20 protein-coding genes are annotated in these 16,836 nt (G+C 61.6%); 9 read left to right on the top strand and 11 right to left on the bottom strand.

All coding sequences use genetic code 11. The annotated features are described in order from the left end of the window. Positions 1–140: 140 nt before the first annotated feature. The gene (gene larE, locus VEZ38_RS14035; RefSeq protein ID WP_324894422.1) at positions 141–983 is read right to left on the bottom strand and encodes an ATP-dependent sacrificial sulfur transferase LarE; all 843 of its coding nucleotides are present in this window, start codon (positions 981–983) and stop codon (positions 141–143) included. 115 nt (positions 984–1,098) lie between these two features. Here larE and lipA point away from each other — a divergent pair, with 115 nt between their 5' ends. Together lipA and VEZ38_RS14025 are read left to right on the top strand one after the other, a co-directional pair. Continuing rightward, entirely contained in the window at positions 1,099–1,983 is an 885-nt protein-coding gene (lipA, locus tag VEZ38_RS14030; RefSeq protein WP_324894419.1) for a lipoyl synthase, read from the top strand. 1 nt (position 1,984) lies between these two features. Beyond that, complete coding sequence (locus tag VEZ38_RS14025) at positions 1,985–3,022, top strand: YutD-like domain-containing protein (protein WP_324894417.1); 1,038 nt, start codon at positions 1,985–1,987, stop codon at positions 3,020–3,022. A gap of 351 nt (positions 3,023–3,373) precedes the next feature. Here VEZ38_RS14025 and VEZ38_RS14020 read toward each other — a convergent pair whose 3' ends face one another. After that, the gene (locus tag VEZ38_RS14020) at positions 3,374–4,180 is read right to left on the bottom strand and encodes an NAD kinase (RefSeq protein ID WP_324894415.1); all 807 of its coding nucleotides are present in this window, start codon (positions 4,178–4,180) and stop codon (positions 3,374–3,376) included. 94 nt (positions 4,181–4,274) lie between these two features. Next, a complete protein-coding gene (locus VEZ38_RS14015; RefSeq protein WP_324894413.1) occupies positions 4,275–5,567 on the bottom strand; it encodes a nucleoside recognition domain-containing protein in 1,293 nt (430 codons plus the stop codon). Between the two features lie 286 nt (positions 5,568–5,853). On the opposite strand from VEZ38_RS14015, the gene VEZ38_RS14010 reads away from it, so the two are divergent. Next, positions 5,854–6,573: a DUF2225 domain-containing protein gene (locus VEZ38_RS14010; protein ID WP_324894411.1), complete on the top strand. Its 720-nt coding sequence runs from the start codon at positions 5,854–5,856 to the stop codon at positions 6,571–6,573. Here VEZ38_RS14010 and VEZ38_RS14005 read toward each other — a convergent pair whose 3' ends face one another. Next, on the bottom strand, positions 6,574–6,753 hold the full coding sequence (locus VEZ38_RS14005; RefSeq protein WP_324894409.1) for a YycC family protein: 180 nt from the start codon (positions 6,751–6,753) through the stop codon (positions 6,574–6,576). A 95-nt stretch (positions 6,754–6,848) separates the two neighbouring features. On the opposite strand from VEZ38_RS14005, the gene VEZ38_RS14000 reads away from it, so the two are divergent. Both VEZ38_RS14000 and VEZ38_RS13995 read left to right on the top strand, forming a co-directional pair. Further along, positions 6,849–8,648 (top strand): M3 family oligoendopeptidase, encoded by a 1,800-nt coding sequence (locus VEZ38_RS14000; RefSeq protein ID WP_324894407.1) that lies wholly within the window; start codon positions 6,849–6,851, stop codon positions 8,646–8,648. A 42-nt stretch (positions 8,649–8,690) separates the two neighbouring features. Further along, complete coding sequence (locus tag VEZ38_RS13995; protein ID WP_324894405.1) at positions 8,691–8,909, top strand: hypothetical protein; 219 nt, start codon at positions 8,691–8,693, stop codon at positions 8,907–8,909. Positions 8,910–8,994: 85 nt separating this feature from the next. Here VEZ38_RS13995 and VEZ38_RS13990 read toward each other — a convergent pair whose 3' ends face one another. Next, the gene (locus VEZ38_RS13990) at positions 8,995–9,219 is read right to left on the bottom strand and encodes an alpha/beta-type small acid-soluble spore protein (protein WP_324894402.1); all 225 of its coding nucleotides are present in this window, start codon (positions 9,217–9,219) and stop codon (positions 8,995–8,997) included. 100 nt (positions 9,220–9,319) lie between these two features. On the opposite strand from VEZ38_RS13990, the gene VEZ38_RS13985 reads away from it, so the two are divergent. Next, positions 9,320–9,811, top strand: coding sequence for a hypothetical protein (locus VEZ38_RS13985; protein ID WP_324894400.1), 492 nt, complete (start codon positions 9,320–9,322; stop codon positions 9,809–9,811). A 344-nt stretch (positions 9,812–10,155) separates the two neighbouring features. Next, positions 10,156–11,145, top strand: coding sequence for a tryptophan--tRNA ligase (trpS, locus tag VEZ38_RS13980; protein ID WP_324894398.1), 990 nt, complete (start codon positions 10,156–10,158; stop codon positions 11,143–11,145). On the opposite strand, the gene VEZ38_RS13975 is transcribed toward trpS, so the two are convergent. The 4 genes from VEZ38_RS13975 to VEZ38_RS13960 all read right to left on the bottom strand — a co-directional run bounded on the left by VEZ38_RS13975 (position 11,146) and on the right by VEZ38_RS13960 (position 13,379). Further along, the gene (locus tag VEZ38_RS13975; RefSeq protein ID WP_324894396.1) at positions 11,146–11,316 is read right to left on the bottom strand and encodes a hypothetical protein; all 171 of its coding nucleotides are present in this window, start codon (positions 11,314–11,316) and stop codon (positions 11,146–11,148) included. It abuts the gene before it with no gap. A gap of 7 nt (positions 11,317–11,323) precedes the next feature. Continuing rightward, positions 11,324–12,334, bottom strand: a complete 1,011-nt coding sequence (locus VEZ38_RS13970; RefSeq protein ID WP_324894394.1) for a metal-dependent hydrolase — start codon at positions 12,332–12,334, stop codon at positions 11,324–11,326. A gap of 107 nt (positions 12,335–12,441) precedes the next feature. Beyond that, entirely contained in the window at positions 12,442–12,906 is a 465-nt protein-coding gene (gene gerQ / locus VEZ38_RS13965) for a spore coat protein GerQ (RefSeq protein WP_324894392.1), read from the bottom strand. A gap of 41 nt (positions 12,907–12,947) precedes the next feature. Continuing rightward, the gene (locus VEZ38_RS13960) at positions 12,948–13,379 is read right to left on the bottom strand and encodes a cell wall hydrolase (protein ID WP_324894390.1); all 432 of its coding nucleotides are present in this window, start codon (positions 13,377–13,379) and stop codon (positions 12,948–12,950) included. A gap of 209 nt (positions 13,380–13,588) precedes the next feature. Between VEZ38_RS13960 and cyoE the strand changes: the two genes are divergently transcribed. Together cyoE and VEZ38_RS13950 are read left to right on the top strand one after the other, a co-directional pair. After that, positions 13,589–14,524, top strand: a complete 936-nt coding sequence (gene cyoE / locus VEZ38_RS13955) for a heme o synthase (RefSeq protein WP_324894388.1) — start codon at positions 13,589–13,591, stop codon at positions 14,522–14,524. 20 nt (positions 14,525–14,544) lie between these two features. Continuing rightward, complete coding sequence (locus tag VEZ38_RS13950; RefSeq protein ID WP_324894386.1) at positions 14,545–15,159, top strand: SCO family protein; 615 nt, start codon at positions 14,545–14,547, stop codon at positions 15,157–15,159. On the opposite strand, the gene VEZ38_RS13945 is transcribed toward VEZ38_RS13950, so the two are convergent. Then, entirely contained in the window at positions 15,156–15,521 is a 366-nt protein-coding gene (locus VEZ38_RS13945; protein WP_324894384.1) for a toprim domain-containing protein, read from the bottom strand. The two genes, VEZ38_RS13950 and VEZ38_RS13945, sit on opposite strands and share 4 nt — an antisense overlap. A 95-nt stretch (positions 15,522–15,616) precedes the next feature. Continuing rightward, a complete protein-coding gene (locus VEZ38_RS13940) occupies positions 15,617–16,768 on the bottom strand; it encodes an MFS transporter (protein WP_324894382.1) in 1,152 nt (383 codons plus the stop codon). Between the last annotated feature and the right edge of the window lie 68 nt (positions 16,769–16,836).

Below are 16,836 nucleotides of genomic sequence, written 5' to 3'. Positions count from 1 at the left end.
CTCTCGATGCACATCGAGCGTCGCGAAGCCGAGCTCCGCGACGGAGGCGGAGACGACGCTCGAGGCGATCGCTTTCTCGGCGTCCGCCGGCGCGAGCGTGCCGTCCGCCACGCGTCCTAAGATATCCTTCAAAGCATCGTTCATTTTGCGGCGGCCTTCTTTCGAGTTTCCGCGGAAAGCACCTCGTTCATGCTGCCCGTGCGGTATCCGCCGAGATCGAGCGTCACGTACTTAAAGCCGAGCTCCGCGAACTTGGCGTAAATGTCGGCGCTTCGCTCGATCACCTTCGCCATCTCGTGAGGCATGACTTCGATGCGGGCGATTTGATCGTGATGGCGGACACGCACTTGCCAAAGGCCCATTTTCAAAAGAAAATTTTCCGCCTCGTCCAGCTGGTCGATCTTATGCTTCTCGATTCTCGTACCGTACGGAATGCGCGAGGATAGGCAGGCGAACGACGGTTTGTTCCAGGTCGCGAGGCCGAGCCGCTTCGAAAGCTCCCGGATGTCGTCTTTCGTCATGCCGGCTTCCTGCAGCGGGCTCCGTACGCCCTGCTCTTTCTTGGCTTCAAGGCCCGGGCGGTAGTCGCCTAGATCGTCCATGTTCGAGCCGTCTACAATGTAAGCGTAGCCCCGCTCGGCCGAAATGCGGCGCAAATGCGAGTATAAACCGGTCTTGCAATGGTAGCACCGGTCGGGATTGTTCGCGACGAAGTCGGCGTTGTCGAGCTCCGACACTTCGGTCTTAAGCAGCTGTACGCCCATCTCCTCCGCAAGCGCGACGGCGGCGTCGAACTCGCGGGACGGGAACGTCTCCGAGGCGGCCGTCACGGCGACGCACTTGTCGCCTAGCTCTTGGTACGCGCGCTTGAGCACGAACGTGCTGTCTACGCCTCCCGAGAACGCTACCAAGACATGGCCCATGTCTCGCAGGATTTCGCCGAGTCGAGCGTCTTTCTGTTCTAAAGTCATACCGTTGTCCATGTTTTCCCCTCCATGCGCGCGGATCAACTGTAACTCATCATATCACAAATTCGCCCCGGATGTGGAATGAACAAAGGTTCATGTTATAATGGGATCACACGGAAAGGAGGAGACGATGATGGCAAGAACGATCGAGAGAAAACCCGAATGGTTGAAAATCGACCTCGTCTCCGGGGAGAAGTTCGAAAACTTCAAAGAAATCAAGTCGATGATGCGTTCAAAGACGCTGCATACGGTATGCGAAGAAGCGAAATGCCCGAACATTCACGAGTGCTGGGCGAATCGAACGGCGACCTTCATGATATTGGGCGATATTTGTACGCGGGCGTGCCGGTTTTGCGCCGTAAAGACGGGGCTGCCGACGGAGCTCGACCTGGCGGAGCCGGAGCGGGTGGCGGAGGCGGCCGAACAGATGGGGCTGCGTCATTGCGTCGTAACGAGCGTGGCGAGGGACGACCTTGCGGACGGCGGGGCTTCGATCTTCGCGGGCACGATCCGGGCGTTGCGAGAGCGAATGCCGCTGTGCGGCGTCGAGGTGCTCATTCCCGATTTCCTGGGGCGCGCCGAATCGCTGCATGCGGTGCTGGATGCCAGGCCGGACATCCTGAACCACAATGTAGAGACGGTCGAACGGCTGAGCGACCGGGTTCGATCGAAGGCGAAATACCGCCGTTCGCTCGAGCTCTTGGAGCGGTCGAAGGCGTATGCGCCGGACATTCGCACGAAATCGTCGATCATGATCGGCGTCGGGGAGACGGTGGAAGAGGTGTTGGCGACGATGGACGACTTGCGCGGCGTCGGCGTCGACATCTTGACGATCGGGCAATATTTGCAGCCGTCGAAGCAGCATCTATACGTCGAGAAGTATTATACGCCGGAAGAGTTCGCGATGCTGAAGGAAGAAGGCAAGAAGCGCGGGTTTGCGCACGTCGAGTCCGGACCGCTCGTCCGCAGCTCGTACCATGCGCACGAACAGGTGGAGTCGGCGAGGGGGACGTAACGTGATTTGGGTCGGAGGCAAAGCTTACGAATTGGTGCAAGAGCATAAGGACGCATGGAAGCCGGACGCGTTCAAGGAGCGCTATAGCGAGGTGCTTGACCGTTACGACTACATCGTCGGCGATTGGGGCTACAATCAACTGCGGTTGAAGGGTTTTTTCAAGGAAGGCAGCAACCGCGCCACGAAGGATTCTATGTTCACGTCCGTGCACGATTACTTGCAGGAATACTGCAATTTCGGCTGCGCGTATTTTATTTTGGAGCGAAAGCCCGTTCCGGGCGGCGGCGCCCCGGAAGGGACGAGCCCGGAGGCGCCGGCGGAACCGTACGCGCCTCCGGAGCCGCTCGCGCAGACGCCCGGGGCCGCCGACGCGGCTCCGGGGAGCGACGCGCCGGCCGCGGAGGAGAAGCCGGAGGGCGTGCATCAGATCGCCGGCGTCGCGGGGGGCATGGCGTTCAGCGACCGAAAGCCGTATTCGTGGCGCGAACACCAATCGCCGAGCCGCTCGAACCGCAACGCCGATCGGGAGCGCGGCGGAGCGTCCGCGGACAAGGGCGACGGCGGGGAGCCGCGTCAAGGCGGAGGCGCACGCAGAGACAGCCGCTCCGGCGGGGGCGACGCGCGTCAAGGCGGCCGTCCCGGCGGACGGTCCTACGAGGGCAAGCCCCGTTTCGAAGGCCGCGAAGACGGACGGGGCGGGGAGTCGCGCCAGGGCGGTCCGTCCGAGCGCGGCGGCCAGCGCCCTTCAGGGGGCGGCGGCGGTCCGGGCGGACGCAAATTCCACAAAGGTCCGCGCAGCACGGGCGGTCCGGGCGCCGGCCATGGCGGCGGCGGGCAGCAGCAGCGCAGCCGCGGCGGCCGTCCGGAAGGCGGCGCGCCCCGCGAGGGCGGCGGCGTCCGTTCCGGGCAAGCAGGCCCCGGCGGCCATGAACCGAGCGGCGGCCGGCATGCGCACGCAGGCCAAGGCGGCGGTCGCGACCGCTCGCAGCAACAGCAGCAGCAGCGCCAGCATCATAAGACGCCGTCGCAGCCCCAATAGCACCTCGCGAAGCCTTGCGTATGAGAGGAGCGAAAGCTCCTCGTCGTACGCAAGGCTTTTTTGATTCAAAGTGTCGCTCAGCTGTTCGGTCCAGGGCATTGCCCCGATCGCTTGTGCTCTCTGCCTCTTTCCAACCTGATTCCCGCAGCTCAGCAGATCCGCCGTAGATGTTAGACTCGGACTGATTTTCGTTCCCGCGATCAACGGCGTACGCTCGTCGCGATCGGGAACGTTCGTAAAAAATCGCCCGTTCGGAACGATGGCGGAAACATTCGCCTCTTCCGAACGAGCGACTCGTTTGTTTATCCAAGTTCGATTGCAGCGCGGAGCACGGAAGGGGCATGCTCCGGCTTACTTGACCGCGTCGCCGACGAACGCTTCCTTGACCCGGTTCCAGAACGGGAACGGGCGGTACCGCGCGAACGTCACCTTCTGCTCCGAGACGGTGCTCCGGACGGAGACCACGGACTCGTAAGGGATGGCCAAATGATCGACGGTGATCAACAGCTTCTGTTCTTTCCGCGGAAAGATGTCGCAATGATGATGCTTCGGCAGCACGAGCGACGAGCCGACGGTACGGTAGACGCGGTTGTTGATCGACGCGATCTCCGCGATCTGGAAGGCGTCGAGCGACGGATGGAGCAGCGCGCCGTTGAGGCTTTTATTATAAGCGGTGCTGCCGGACGGCGTCGAGATGCAAATGCCGTCGCCGCGGAACATCTCGAACGGCATGTCGTTGATGTTCAGCTGCGCGACGAGCGTGGCGTCCGCGCCCTTGAGCGTGAACTCGTTGAGCGCGAGATACGAATCCGTGCCGCCGTCCGAGTCGATTTCGATTTTCAGCAGCGGGTATTTCACGACCCGATCCTTCAGTCCGCCGCCGTCGCACATGAGGCGGACGAGCTCCTCGACTTCGTTCGGCTTCCAATCGGCGTAGAAGCCGAGATGGCCCGTATGAATGCCGACGAAGGCGATGTCGTCGATGCGGCTGCGGAACCGATGGAACGCATGAAGCATCGTGCCGTCGCCGCCGATCGACAGAACGACGTCGGGCGCCGTCTCGTCGCGGCGGAGGCCGCGTTCGGCCGCGAGCCGTTCGAAGGTTACCGTTAATTCGCGGGAGATGTCGTCGCCGCGGTCCAATACGCAATAGTTCAAGGGGCACCTCCAGGGAACGCGAGTGCGGCGCCCTGGCAGCTTGGCCAGTCGAGCCGACTCTTCCCCTCCATCATAACGAAAGCGGGACGGGAACTCAACGGCGAACGCCGAGCAGCCGACGCGCGAGGAGGAAGCAGACGTACGCGGCCGGCACGGCGGCGAGCGTCGCGGCGAAGACGAGCGCCGTCAGCGGCGCGTACGCGGCGGCCGCGCCCCAGCCCGCGGGCTCGCCGGCGGGGGCCCAAGCCGACACGGACGCGCGAAGCGGCGCGAGCAGCGGCCAAGCGAAAAAGGCGATCGCGCCGGAGAGCAAGCCTTGGACCGCTTTGGCGGCGGCATAGCGGGCATAACGCACCGGCATGTGCGAGACGATGCTCATAATTTGCGCATGGACGGACAGCCCGGCCCACGAGAGGCCGAAGGAGGCGACGGCGACTTGCGCTTGCAGGGAGACGCTCGACATCGCTTGGCCGGCCGACTTCGCGCCGAGCGTCACCTCGAACAAGCCGTTGACGACCGCGGCGGAGAGCGGGGCCGGGATGGCGACGAGGCCGAGGACGAGGCCGACGGCCGTCTGCAGCGCCGTTACGACGTGCGCCATCGAGAGTACCTTGATGACGACGGAAAAAAACACCACAAGGCCGCCGACGACGACGATGAGACGAAGCCCCGAACGGACGCCGTCGAGCAGCAGCTGGCCGAAGGGGCGCCCGTCGGCGAGGCGCGCGGCATGCATCGCTTCGAACGCGCGCACGAGCAGCGGGCCGCTCGAAGACGGCCGCGCCCCGTTCGACCGCCGGCCGATCCCGGCCGAGGCGCCCGCGGCCGGCGCCGCGGACCGGCCGACGGACGCCCCGGGCTCCCCGCGGCTTCGCAGCCGAAGCAGCACGCCGAGGAGCACCGCGCCGCCGTAGTGCGAGACGGCCAAAATCGGGGCGAGGCTCGCGTCGTGGAAGAAGCCGACCGCCACCGCGCCGATCAGAAAAATCGGGTCGGCCGTCGTCGTGAACGCGATCAACCGCTCGCTTTCGCTCCGGTCGACGAGCCGCGCTTCCCACAGCTGGCTCGTCAGCCGGGCGCCGACGGGGTACCCGGACGCGAAGCCCATCGCCATGACGAAGCCGCCGGGACCCGGAAGCCGGAACAGCGGCCGCATCATCGGATCGAGCAGCGTGCCGAAGAAGTGGACGATGCCGAAGCCGAGCATCAGCTCCGAGACGACGAAGAAGGGAAACAGCGAAGGGAAAAGAACGTCCCACCAGATCGAGACGCCCGTTAAGCCGGCTTCCAGACTTTCGCGGGGAAACAAAAGCATTAAGAGCAAGACGGCGGCCGACATCGCGGCCGGGGGAACGATCGAACGTAGACGCACCGTATCGGAGCGCATGGGCACGCTCACCTCCGTACCCCAATATATGCGGACAGCCTCTGCCCCATGCCGAGCCCGAAATGCGGAAAAACGCGAAATATTCGGTGATTTCCGCTCCCGCGCGTGGTATAATTGACCTACAGTTCGCCGTCGATGGGAGTGGGTACGCATGACCGGAGTCGTGGCAGGAATGATCGCTTGTCTATTCGTATGGGTCATACGGGAAGCGCTGAAGGAACCATCCGAGGACGAATACAAGCACGAATGGCAAAGAAGAAGCTGACGAACGGGGGCGGCCGACCGCATGGAACCATTGTATCGAACTGCCGTCGCATGTTTATGCTGCCAGCGCGATTTTCAAACGTCCCGCGTCCGGCCGAGCTTTAAGAAGCCGGTCAAGACGGACACGGACTTTTGCACGTATTTTAAGGAAGGTAACGAGAATCCGGAGTTTTACGTCGTTCGGGTTTGTCCGTATTGCGGGTTCGCCTCCACGGAAAACTTCGCGGCATCGCTCACCGAGCGGCAGCGCGCCGCGGTGAGGGATAAAATTTCCTCGACGTGGCAGATGCGGGACTTCGGGAACAGCCGGACGATCGCGGAGGCGATGCACACGTATAAGCTGGCGCTGCTGAGCGCGCAAGCGATCGGCGAACGGCCCCGCGTCGTCGCGGGCATTCTGCACCACATCGCGTGGCTGTATCGGTATCAGGGCGATCAAGAGAACGAACAGCGATTTCTCCGGTTCGCGCTCCAAGAATACATCCGCGTGTACGAAACCGAAGGGCTCGAGGTGAACAACGCGAGGCTGATGTTCTTGATCGGCGAGCTGCACCGCAGGCTGAAGGAATTCTCCGACGCGGTCAAGTGGTTCTCCCGCGTCATCAACGACAAGCGGATCACGGACGCGGGCATGATTCGGGCGTGCCGGGACGGATGGGCGACCGTTCGGGAGGAGATGCTCGAAGCGAAGCTCGAGCTGCCGGAAGAGATGCAAACAAAACAAAGCGCAGGGAAGAAGTAATTATTCTTCCGTGCGCTTTTCCTTTTCCTCAGGAGCTTGCGGCGGCGCTTCCGACTTCGCGAGCTCCGCGAGCTTGGCGAGCAAAATATGCTGAGGCATGTGCATCAACTGCTCGAGCGGGACGTTCAGCTTCGCGGCGAGCTTGACGGCCGTCTCGGGCGAGATTTGCAAGGGACGCATGCGTACCCATCCTTTCGAATTCATGCTATATTATCTATAGTTTACCTTTTTGACCGCTGGAAGATCAACGACAATCGAAGGAGTTCGAAGGACCTATGACGAAAACGAATCGCCTGCCCGATACATGGGATATGGACGCGATCTTCCCGGGCGGCAGCGGATCCGATCGATTCGCCGAATTTTTGCTGGCGCTGGAACGGGACATACCGGCGTTCGGCGCTCGCGTAGAGGAAGCGGAAGCCGCTTCCGCGGCCGGAGCCGCCGACGTCGAAACCGTCGAGCGGCTGACCGAAGAGCTGGAGTCGCTGCAATCGCGCCTCGTCGAAGCGGAAGCGTTCGCGAGCTGCCATGCCTCCGCGAACCAGAAGGATAAGAAGGCGATCGCCCTCGGCTCCTCCATTCGGACGCTCATCGCCGCCTGCGAGTCGCAGCTGACGCGCTTCGACCGAATTTTGACGACGGTCGACCAAGCGACTTGGGACGCCTGGATGACGCGGCCGAAGCTGGCGCCGGTTTCGTTCCCGCTGTCGGAACGGCGCAAGCAGGCGCTCGAGAAGCTGAGTCCGGAGATGGAGTCGCTGCTCAACGATTTGGCGGTCGACGGGTACCATGGATGGTCGGAGCTGTACGACACGACCGTGGGGCAAATCGAAATTCCGTTCGAGGAAGAGGACGGGGGCGTCACGATGCTCTCCGCGGGACAGGCGGCGAACAAGCTGTATCATCCGTCGAAGGACGTTCGGGACCGGATGTTCGTCGCTTGGGAAGGCGCTTGGGAGAAGCATGCGGATTATTGCGCGCAAGCGCTTAACCACCTTGGGGGCTTCCGTCTGCAGACGTACAAGCATCGGGGCTGGACGGACATTCACAAGGAGCCGCTCGACATGAACCGGATGTCGAAGGAGACGCTGGACAGCATGTGGAGCGCCATCGAACAACATCGCGCGTTCCTGCTGGCGTATTTCGAGAAGAAGGCCGAGCTGCTCGGCATCGAGAAACTCGGATGGACGGATCTCGACGCGCCGATCGGCAAGGCGGGCGTGAAGATCGGTTTCGACGAAGGCGCCGCGATGATCGTCGAGCAATTCCGCAAATTCGGCCCGCGCCTCGCGGCGTTCGCCGAGATGGCGTTCCGGGACCGCTGGATCGAGGCGGAGGATCGTCCGAACAAGCGCCCGGGAGGCTTCTGCACGTCGTTCCCGCTCGCCAAACAGTCGCGCATCTTCATGACGTACGAGGGTTCGTTGACGAACGTGTCTACGCTCGCGCACGAGCTCGGCCACGGCTTCCACACGCAGGTCGTCTTCGACCAGCCGGGCCTGACGCAAAATTACGCGATGGGGGTCGCCGAGACGGCCTCGACGTTCGCGGAGCTGATCGTCGCCGACGCCACAATCCGCCAAGCGCCGGACCGGGACACGAAGATTGCGCTGCTCGACGACAAAATTCAGCGCTCCGTCGCGTTCTTGATGAATATCCACGCGCGTTTCCTGTTCGAGACGAGATTTTACGAAGAGCGCCGGCGGGGGACGGTGAGCGTTGAGCGGCTGAACGCCCTGATGGTCGAAGCGCAAAAACAAGCGTACCACGACGCGCTCGCTTCGTATCATCCGCATTTTTGGGCTTCGAAATTGCACTTTTACATTACCGAGGTTCCGTTTTATAATTTCCCATATACGTTCGGGTACTTATTCAGCACGGGCCTCTACGCGACGGCGGCAAGCGAAGGGGCCGGCTTCGAGGAGCGGTACGTGTCGCTGCTCCAGGACACGGGGCGCATGACGGTCGAAGATCTCGCCCGCAAGCATCTGGGCGTAGACCTGACGAAGCCCGAATTTTGGGAGCGGTCGGTCGCGTTAATGAAGAAGGACGTCGACCAATTCTTAGCGTTGTAGACGTGTAATAAATTGGGCGCGGTATGCCGGGAGGGGAAGAAGATGGAGCTGCAAAATTGTGTTCGCTGCGGGGGGTTGTTTCTGAAGGCAAAGTCGCAGTATTGCTCCGAATGCACGAAATGGTTCGCCGAGACGTACGGGACGATCCGGGACTATTTGCGCTCCAACCCGAACCGGACGCTGTGGGACGTGCACGTCGATTTGAACCTGCCGTTGTCGGTGGTGCAGCAGGTGATCAAGTATGCGGAGGAAAACGAGTAGCTTCGGGCGCCCGCACGGCGCGACAAAGAAAGCGGCTATGTCGCCATAGCCGCTTTCCTCGTTCGTTGCGTAAGTATGGGGCTGATTAGCGACGGAATTGACCCGCCAGCGATTGCTCCGCGATTTGAACGAGTCGGCGCGTAATGTGACCCCCGATCGCACCGGTGTCGCGGGTTGCCATGTAACCGTAGTAGCCGTCCTCAGGAATCTTGATGCCGAGCTCCTGAGCGACTTCGTACTTCAGTTGTTCCAAGGCTTGGGAAGCTTGAGGCACTACAAGATCATTGGAGCTGTTGGAACCTGTACCCATCTGTGATCACCTCCCTCTTGAAAGGTAGTATGAGCCAAACCAAACATTATACGCATGCGATAAACTGGTAATTTTTGAGCGGCGCGGAAGGAGGGACGGCATGTTCGAAATTCGTTACGACGGTTTGTCGCTGAACGCGGAGCTGCAGATCGTTCAGGCGGACGTGCGCGTCGTCATGGAAGGGGAGACGCTCGTCGAGGAGCCGCTCTGTATCGATGTCGGTCTCCCCGCTTTATTGCGCAGCGGCTTCGAGGAGACGTCGCCCGACCGGTTCGCCGACGCCGCCGTCGCATGGACGCGCATGCCGTTCTTCGTGTGCGGGTGCGGCGATCCGGATTGCCGTGCGTACCCGTTCGCCGTGCGGCACGAAGGGGGCGAGGTCGTCTGGACCGAGCTCGAGCAATCGCCCTCCGGAACGAAGGCGCTCGGGGAAACCCGCGTCGGAATCGAACCGTACCGGGCCGCGCTGCTTCGGCTCGGCGAGGCGTTCCTTGCGTTCGCGGAGCCGCTCGACTACCGCCCGCTGCAGCCGGAGACGGTCCGGCTCGTCCGCGAATGGACGGAGCGTCTGCGCGAAGCGGTCCGGGAATAAGCAGCGCATGCCTCTTGTAAGCGGCGCGGCGTTTCTGTATAATGTGTAAAAATCGCAACACCACACAGCGAATCGATGACGGGAGCAAGTACCTTCGCGCGCGTTCGAGCGCAGAGAGCCGGCGGCATGCTGAGAAGCCGGACTCGAACGGCGGAGGGAATGGGTCCCCGAGGACGGAACCGAACCGCGTTCGCGCGCTAGGGGAAGCGGCTGGCTCCCGATATCGGGCCGCGAAGGCCGGAGGGCTCACGCTCCGGCGAATTAGGGTGGCACCACGGCTCTCGTCCCTTGCGGACGAGGGCTTTTTTGCGTTCATTTTCAGAAATTTAAGGAGGGTGTCGACAATGAAAAAGAAAAGGGTGCTTTCGGGCATTCAGCCCAGCGGGCTGCTGACGATCGGCAACTATATCGGGGCGATCAAGCAGTTCGTCAACGTGCAGCACGACTACGACAGCTATTTTATGGTCGTCGACATGCACGCCATCACGGTGCCGCAGGAGCCGGAGAAGCTGCGGGAGCAGTCCGAATCGCTTGCGGCGGTGTACCTCGCGAGCGGCATCGACCCCGAGGCGGCTACGCTGTTTCTGCAGTCGCAGGTGAAGGCGCATGCGATGCTCGGCTGGATGCTGACGACGCTCACGTACATGGGCGAACTCGAGCGCATGACGCAATTCAAGGATAAATCCGCGGGGAAAGAGTCTATCGGCACGGGCTTGTTCGTGTACCCGTCGCTGATGGCGGCGGACATCTTGCTGTACGACACGGATCTGGTGCCGGTCGGGGACGACCAGACGCAGCACCTCGAGCTGACGCGCGATCTCGCGAACCGGTTCAACGCCCGTTACGGCGATACGTTCGTCGTGCCGGAAGCGCAATTTACGGAAGTCGGCGCGCGCGTCATGTCCTTGCTCGACGGCAGGAAGAAGATGAGCAAGAGCGACCCGAACCCGGGCGCGTTCATCTCGATGCTCGACGAGCCGGACGTCATTCGGAAAAAATTCGCCCGCGCGACGACGGACTCGGGCCGCGAGATCGTCTTTGACCGAGAGAATAAACCGGAAGTGAGCAATTTGCTCGAAATCTATTCGGTGTTCGCGGGCAAGTCGATCAAGGAACTTGAAAAGCAATACGAGGGGCTCGGGTACGGAGCCTTCAAGAAGGATTTGGCGGAGGCGGTCGTGGAAGGGCTTGCGCCGATCCAGGAGCGGTACCGCGACATTCGCGCATCGGGCGAGCTGCAAGCGATGTTGAAGCGCGGCGCCGAGAAAGCCTCCGCCGTCGCCGACGAGACGCTGCGCCGGGCGATGGAGAAGATGGGGTTCGTGCTGCCTTGATTATTTCCGCGTCAAGCGGCGCTTCAGCGCCATGCCCGCGCCCGTGACGGCGAAGCTCGCGAGCAGAAAGAAGAGCGCCCAGCCTGTGCGGAAATAGCTGAGCGCCGCCCCGGCCGCGATCAGGCAGACGAGGCTAAGCAGGGCGAACGCAAGGGACAACGGTTTACTCATCGGTAAATCACCTGCCTGCCGCCGATAGCATGGAATGGGAGGGCGTCGATCGAAGCTTCTCCTCCAGCTTCTCGTCGCTGATCCAGCCGACGTAGCTGAAGACGGGCTCTTGGTTTCTATTGTACTTGACCACGGCTAGAAACGGGTAGTGTTTTCGGTGCTGATACCTGGCGTCGACCCAGCGTACGATCGTATCGCTTCCGCGGCGTTCCGACTGCGGGCAAGGATGCGAACTGAACGACAAGAACGCGTCGACGGCGGGATGTTTCTTAGACGCTTCGATGAGCGGCGACGATTCGCAGACGTACTCGTCGGTCCAGCGCAGGCCGCCGCGGTCGAGGACGCCGATCGTATAATTGCCTTCGGCGTTGCGCCGCACGACGTTCCACACCGTCCACTTGACGGTCGGAATCGCCGTGTAGCGATCGCCGCCGCGATGGGTCGGATCGAGCTTCGGCAACGCTCGTTCCGTTCGGCGATGGATGACGACGCGCCAGACGTAGTACACGGCCAGCAAGCCGTACAACGAAGGGAAGAGGACGGCGGCGTCCCCGAGCCCAAGGGCCCAAAGCCCGAGCGCGACCGCATGCGCGCCGAACAGGAACGGGTCGAAGATGTGAATGACGTTCCAAGCGATCCATCGGCTCGTGAGCGGGCGGAACGCCTGCGTGCCGTACGTGTTGAACAGATCGACGGCGACGTGGAGCGTGACGGCGACGAACGTCCAGAGCGCGATCGTGGCGAACGGCACGGCTGGGAAGGCGAGCCAGACGAGCGAACTGATCAGCGCCGTCCATGCGAACCAAGCGGGTATCGAGTGCGACATCCCGCGATGGTGCCGCACGTACAGCTCGTTGCCGCGAAACCGGACGAGCGTGTCGGCATCCGGCGCCTGGGACCCGGCGACCGTCGCGATCATGACGGCGGCCGTCGCCCAGACGTCGGTCGAGACGTTCGGATCGATCTGGGACAGGCCGGCCAGACCGAAGCCGAACGCGAAATGCGTGGCGGTATCCATAGGTTTCGTTCCCTCCTCATCCTTTTGTCTCTTCATCGAGCATACACGGTTCAGACCTATAGCTTCAACCAAAAGAAGCCTCCCCATGCGGGGAGGCTTCTCGGCGTTTATCGGCCCGCGGTCGGATGCCCCGGGTATTCGTAATTCAGCTCTTCGTCGAACGTCACGTAATCGAGGTTGACCATCAGCAGCAAATAGCGCATGCCGGTCGTCAGGTCGCTTAAGATGATGTGATCGCGGCCCGCGGCTTCGAGCCGCCCTTTGAAAACTTTGGCGTTCCACTGATTATTGTTTTCGAACGTCATATACACCGTCGCCGTCTTGCCGAGATTCAGGCGAAGAATGTTCTCGATATAAGACTCTTCGAAAACCGGCGTCGCCGCCGCCGCCGCCGGCGCCGTCGGGCCCGGGATCGGCCCGCCGATCGGAATTTGCGCGCTCGGGAACGCCGCGGGCGGCGTATGAGCGGAAGCGGCTTGATACGTCGCAGCCGGGTAAACCGGAGCGGCGCCTTGGAACGAATACGGGGCCGCGCCCTGCGGGGCGACCGGGAATTGCTGACGATTCAACATGCGGAAAAACACGTTCCTTTCGTTTTTAAGTAATGAGGCGTTTAATACGTGCCGTACACGCGCGGGCAGTTCGCGCTCGTCGGCGAGAAGAAGCAGTGGGCTTTGTACCGCCCGGTATTCGGTTGGTTGTACCATTGGCCGGGGCAGCCGCCTGTCGGCCGGAAAAACCAAAGCGAATTGGAAGCCGGATGCGTGCGCTCGCCGTTGATGACGCGGCGCGCGAGTCGAATTTCCTTCTCGCGGGCTTTCTGGTAGAAGTAGCCCTTGATGGTCGCTTCGAAGCCGCCCGGACGTTGATACACCATATCCCGGATCGTGCGAAGCTTACGAAAATCGAGACAATCGCCCCTGACGCGGTTCACTCCGACATTGCCGACCATCAGCATGCCGAGCTCGCCTTCGCCTTCGGCCTCCGCCCGCATCAAACGGGCGAGCAGCTTGACGTCCTCTTCCTTCGCTTTAATGACTGGCATAAATCGATTCACATCCTTCCGGCGCTGGAGCATCGAAGGGCGGCGCGATTACCCAGCCGCCCGTATATTGTATTAGGCTCGCGCCTCGGCGGTGCGCGTCTATCGCAAAAACCGACAAATTGTTGAACGGTCGGCCGAATCGTTGCGTTGGGCAGGCCGCTCCGGTATGATAAAGAATGATTTTACTCATATGAGGAGGAAGCCTACACGTGGATCGTACGAACCAAGTCGACGCATCGGCCGCTCGGGACAACGAGTCGGCGGCGACGTCGGCCCGCGCCTCCTGGAAGCAATATTACGCGCTAGCGAAGCCGCGCATGATCATGACCAATCTCATCACCGCGTTCGGCGGCTTCTGGGTCGCGTCGAAGTGGGATATCGATTGGCTTCTTCTGATATATATGCTGGCAGGGTCTGCGCTCGTTATGGGCTCCGGCTGCGTATTCAACAACGTCCTTGACCGCGAACGCGACCAGCTGATGGAGCGCACGAAGCAGCGGGCGATCCCGACCGGCGCGATTCCGCCGGGCGCCGCGATGCTGTACGGCTCCGCGCTCGGCGTCGCCGGGCTCGCCGTATTGTACTTCCTGGTCGGCCCGCTTGCCGCGCTGCTCGGCATCGTCGGCCATATCGCTTACGTCATTATCTACACCTATTGGCTAAAGCCGACGTCGACATGGAGCACGTCCGTCGGGGGCATCTCCGGCGCGGTTCCTCCGGTGATCGGGTATTGCGCGGTGACGCAGACGCTCGATCTCGGCGCGATCTTGTTGTTCGGCCTGCTGTTCTTCTGGCAGCCGCCGCATTTCTGGGCGCTCGGCATCCGCAAGCGCGAGGAATACAAGAAAGCGGGTTATCCGCTGCTGCCCGTCGTAAAGGGCGTGCTGCGCACCAAGTGGCAGATGGTGCCTTATTTGCTCGCGCTGTACCCGACGACGGTGCTGCTTTACACGCAGCACTACGTCGGTCTCGTCTTTCTCGTCGGCGGCTTGACGCTCCTGACGCTGTGGACGTGGCAATGCTTGCGCGGCTTTACCGCGAAGGACGATGACGCTTGGGCGATGCGCTCGTTCAAGTATTCGCTCTATTATTTAACGTTCGTATTCGTGCTCATGGTGGCGGATACGGCGCATGTGCCGGCATAAGGAAGGACGGGAGACTCGAGATGAACGGGTTTTGGCGTAAGCATTGGTATAAATTGACGATGGCTGGGGTGTCCGTCGTGCTGCTCGCGGCGATCGGGTACGTGTACTTTGGGGGAGAGAAAGAGCCGCCGTTCCCGATGCAGGGGCCTGCCGCGCCGTTCACGTTGACGGACACGGCCGGGGAGCCGGTGACGATGGAGAAGTCGATCGGACAGGTGAAACTGCTCTATTTCTTCTTCGCGAATTGTCCAGACGTCTGTCCGCCGACGAGCCACATGCTATCGCGCGTGCAGGACCGGCTGGTCGAGGAGGGCGTGTTCGGGGACAAGGCGCTGATTTATCAGGTGACGATCGACCCGGAGCGGGATACGGCGGAAAATCTCGCCAAATACGCCGCGAACATGAACGCGGACACAAGCGGCTGGAAGTTCCTCCGCGGCACCGTCGAAGAGACGCAGGCGATCGCGGACGATTACGGCATCCTGTATCGGAAGGACGAGGAAACCGGATTTTACATTCATGCGAATGTCGTCCTCCTGATCGACGGGGACAATCAAATTCGGAAAAAATACAGCACCGACGATTTAAACGACGAATTGATCGCCAAAGACGTGATGAAACTCATTAACTCTTAATCGGGCGAAGGGTACGGGGGAAGGTCGGGTTCGGGATACACGATGTATTCCTCGAGCCCGGCCTTTTCCAATTGTCGGATCAGATGCTCTTCCGGCGTTCCTTCGACGCCGGCGTAGCCGGCTTTCGTATACAGCTGCTCCGCGTCGGGGAAGACGTCCCGCAGCATGCTCCGGATGCGCTTGCCCGAGGCGTCGTTATCGGTATAAATATATACGGCTCGATCGCCGACGTCCTTGATCAGCCGCTGCAGCTGTTTCGAGCCCGGGGTGCCGAACGTGCAGAAGATCGGAACGTCCTTCGACAGCAGGCGCGCAAGACGGCTTCGATCGTTCTTGCCTTCGACGATGATGACGAAATCCATGGCTGCCTCCGCTCTTTATTTCGACATGTAGCAAGGGATTATGCCTTAAATTTATTGTAACCATTCCCCGGGAAATGTCGAACGGTCGCTGCGGCTTACGTCGTCTTCGTTCGCGTCGAGGTCGGATTCGTCTTCTTGTGCGGAGGAGGCAGGAGCGCTACCGCGCCCATCAGGACAAGGAAAGCGATAAAATAAGGCGAGATATGATCGCGGACTTGGCCGGCGACGATCGGGCCGAAGAACGCGCCGAGCGAGAAGGCGATCGACAGCACGGAGAAGACGCGGCCGTACTTGCCGGCATCGGTGATCGAGGCGAGCAACGCGGCGAGCGCGGGAAAGATGATGCCCTTCGCCATGCCGATCAACAGGAGCGATACCGGCAGCGGCACCGGCCAGCGCATCGCGAGCCCGAAGAAGACGAGCGCGAGCGCGAGGGCGCCGAACGTCGTGCGCAGCAGCGGCGGGGTATGATTGAGAAACACCATGGCGAGCGTGACGAGCGCCCCGATGCTGACGAGCGAGAAGAGGATGCCGGTTTCGACGACGGACGTGCGCGACTCGGCAAGCAGCGGCAATTCAAAAAACAGAATGCCTTGCGAGCAAGAGAGGGCGAGCGGAACGCCGTAAAACAGCCAAGGCAGCCGCCCCTTCTCCGGCAGCGCGCCGCCGGGCTGCAACTTCGGGGCCGTCGACGGGACGGCGCCTCGCTCCTTCACGCCGAAAGCGGCCAGCACGCCGGTGACGATCAGCCCCCACCCAAGGGCGACGAAGGCAGAGGTGAAACCGAATTTGGCGACGAGCAAGGCGCCTGCGGCCGGCGATACGACGGAGGCGAGCGTGTGGACGAGGCCGTTGCCGGACATCAGCTTGCTCTGGTGCACCTTGTCGCGCGCGAGCTTCGCGAGCAGCGCCAAACAAGCAGGCGAGAGGAACGCCAGCACGAAGCCGCTGACGGAGCGGACGGCGAGAAGCTGCCATGGGTTTTGGACGTGCCCTTGCGCGATTAATAAGATGCCGGCGGCGATCAGGCTCAAGACGATAAACGGCTTGCTGCCGAAGCGGTCCACGCTGTACCCGGCGAGCAAATTGCCGGGCAGATGGGTCAGCGAATAAATGCCCATGATAAATCCGATGAACGAGGGGGCCGCGCCGAGCGATATCGCGAACGGCGTCAGCATCGGGAATTGCGCATGCAGGTCGAAGAAAGCGACAAAAATGAACAAGTACAACCACATGACGGTTTTCACGGTTGCTTCCCTCCTTGTCTCCTTTAGATCTATGGACGGGCGCGGCATCATAGACCATAATGATGTAT

Source organism: Paenibacillus sp. (assembly GCF_035645235.1).
GTDB lineage: Bacteria > Bacillota > Bacilli > Paenibacillales > YIM-B00363 > Paenibacillus_AE.
Note: the sequence above shows the minus strand (reverse complement) of the source record. Positions and strands in the feature narration are given on the sequence as shown.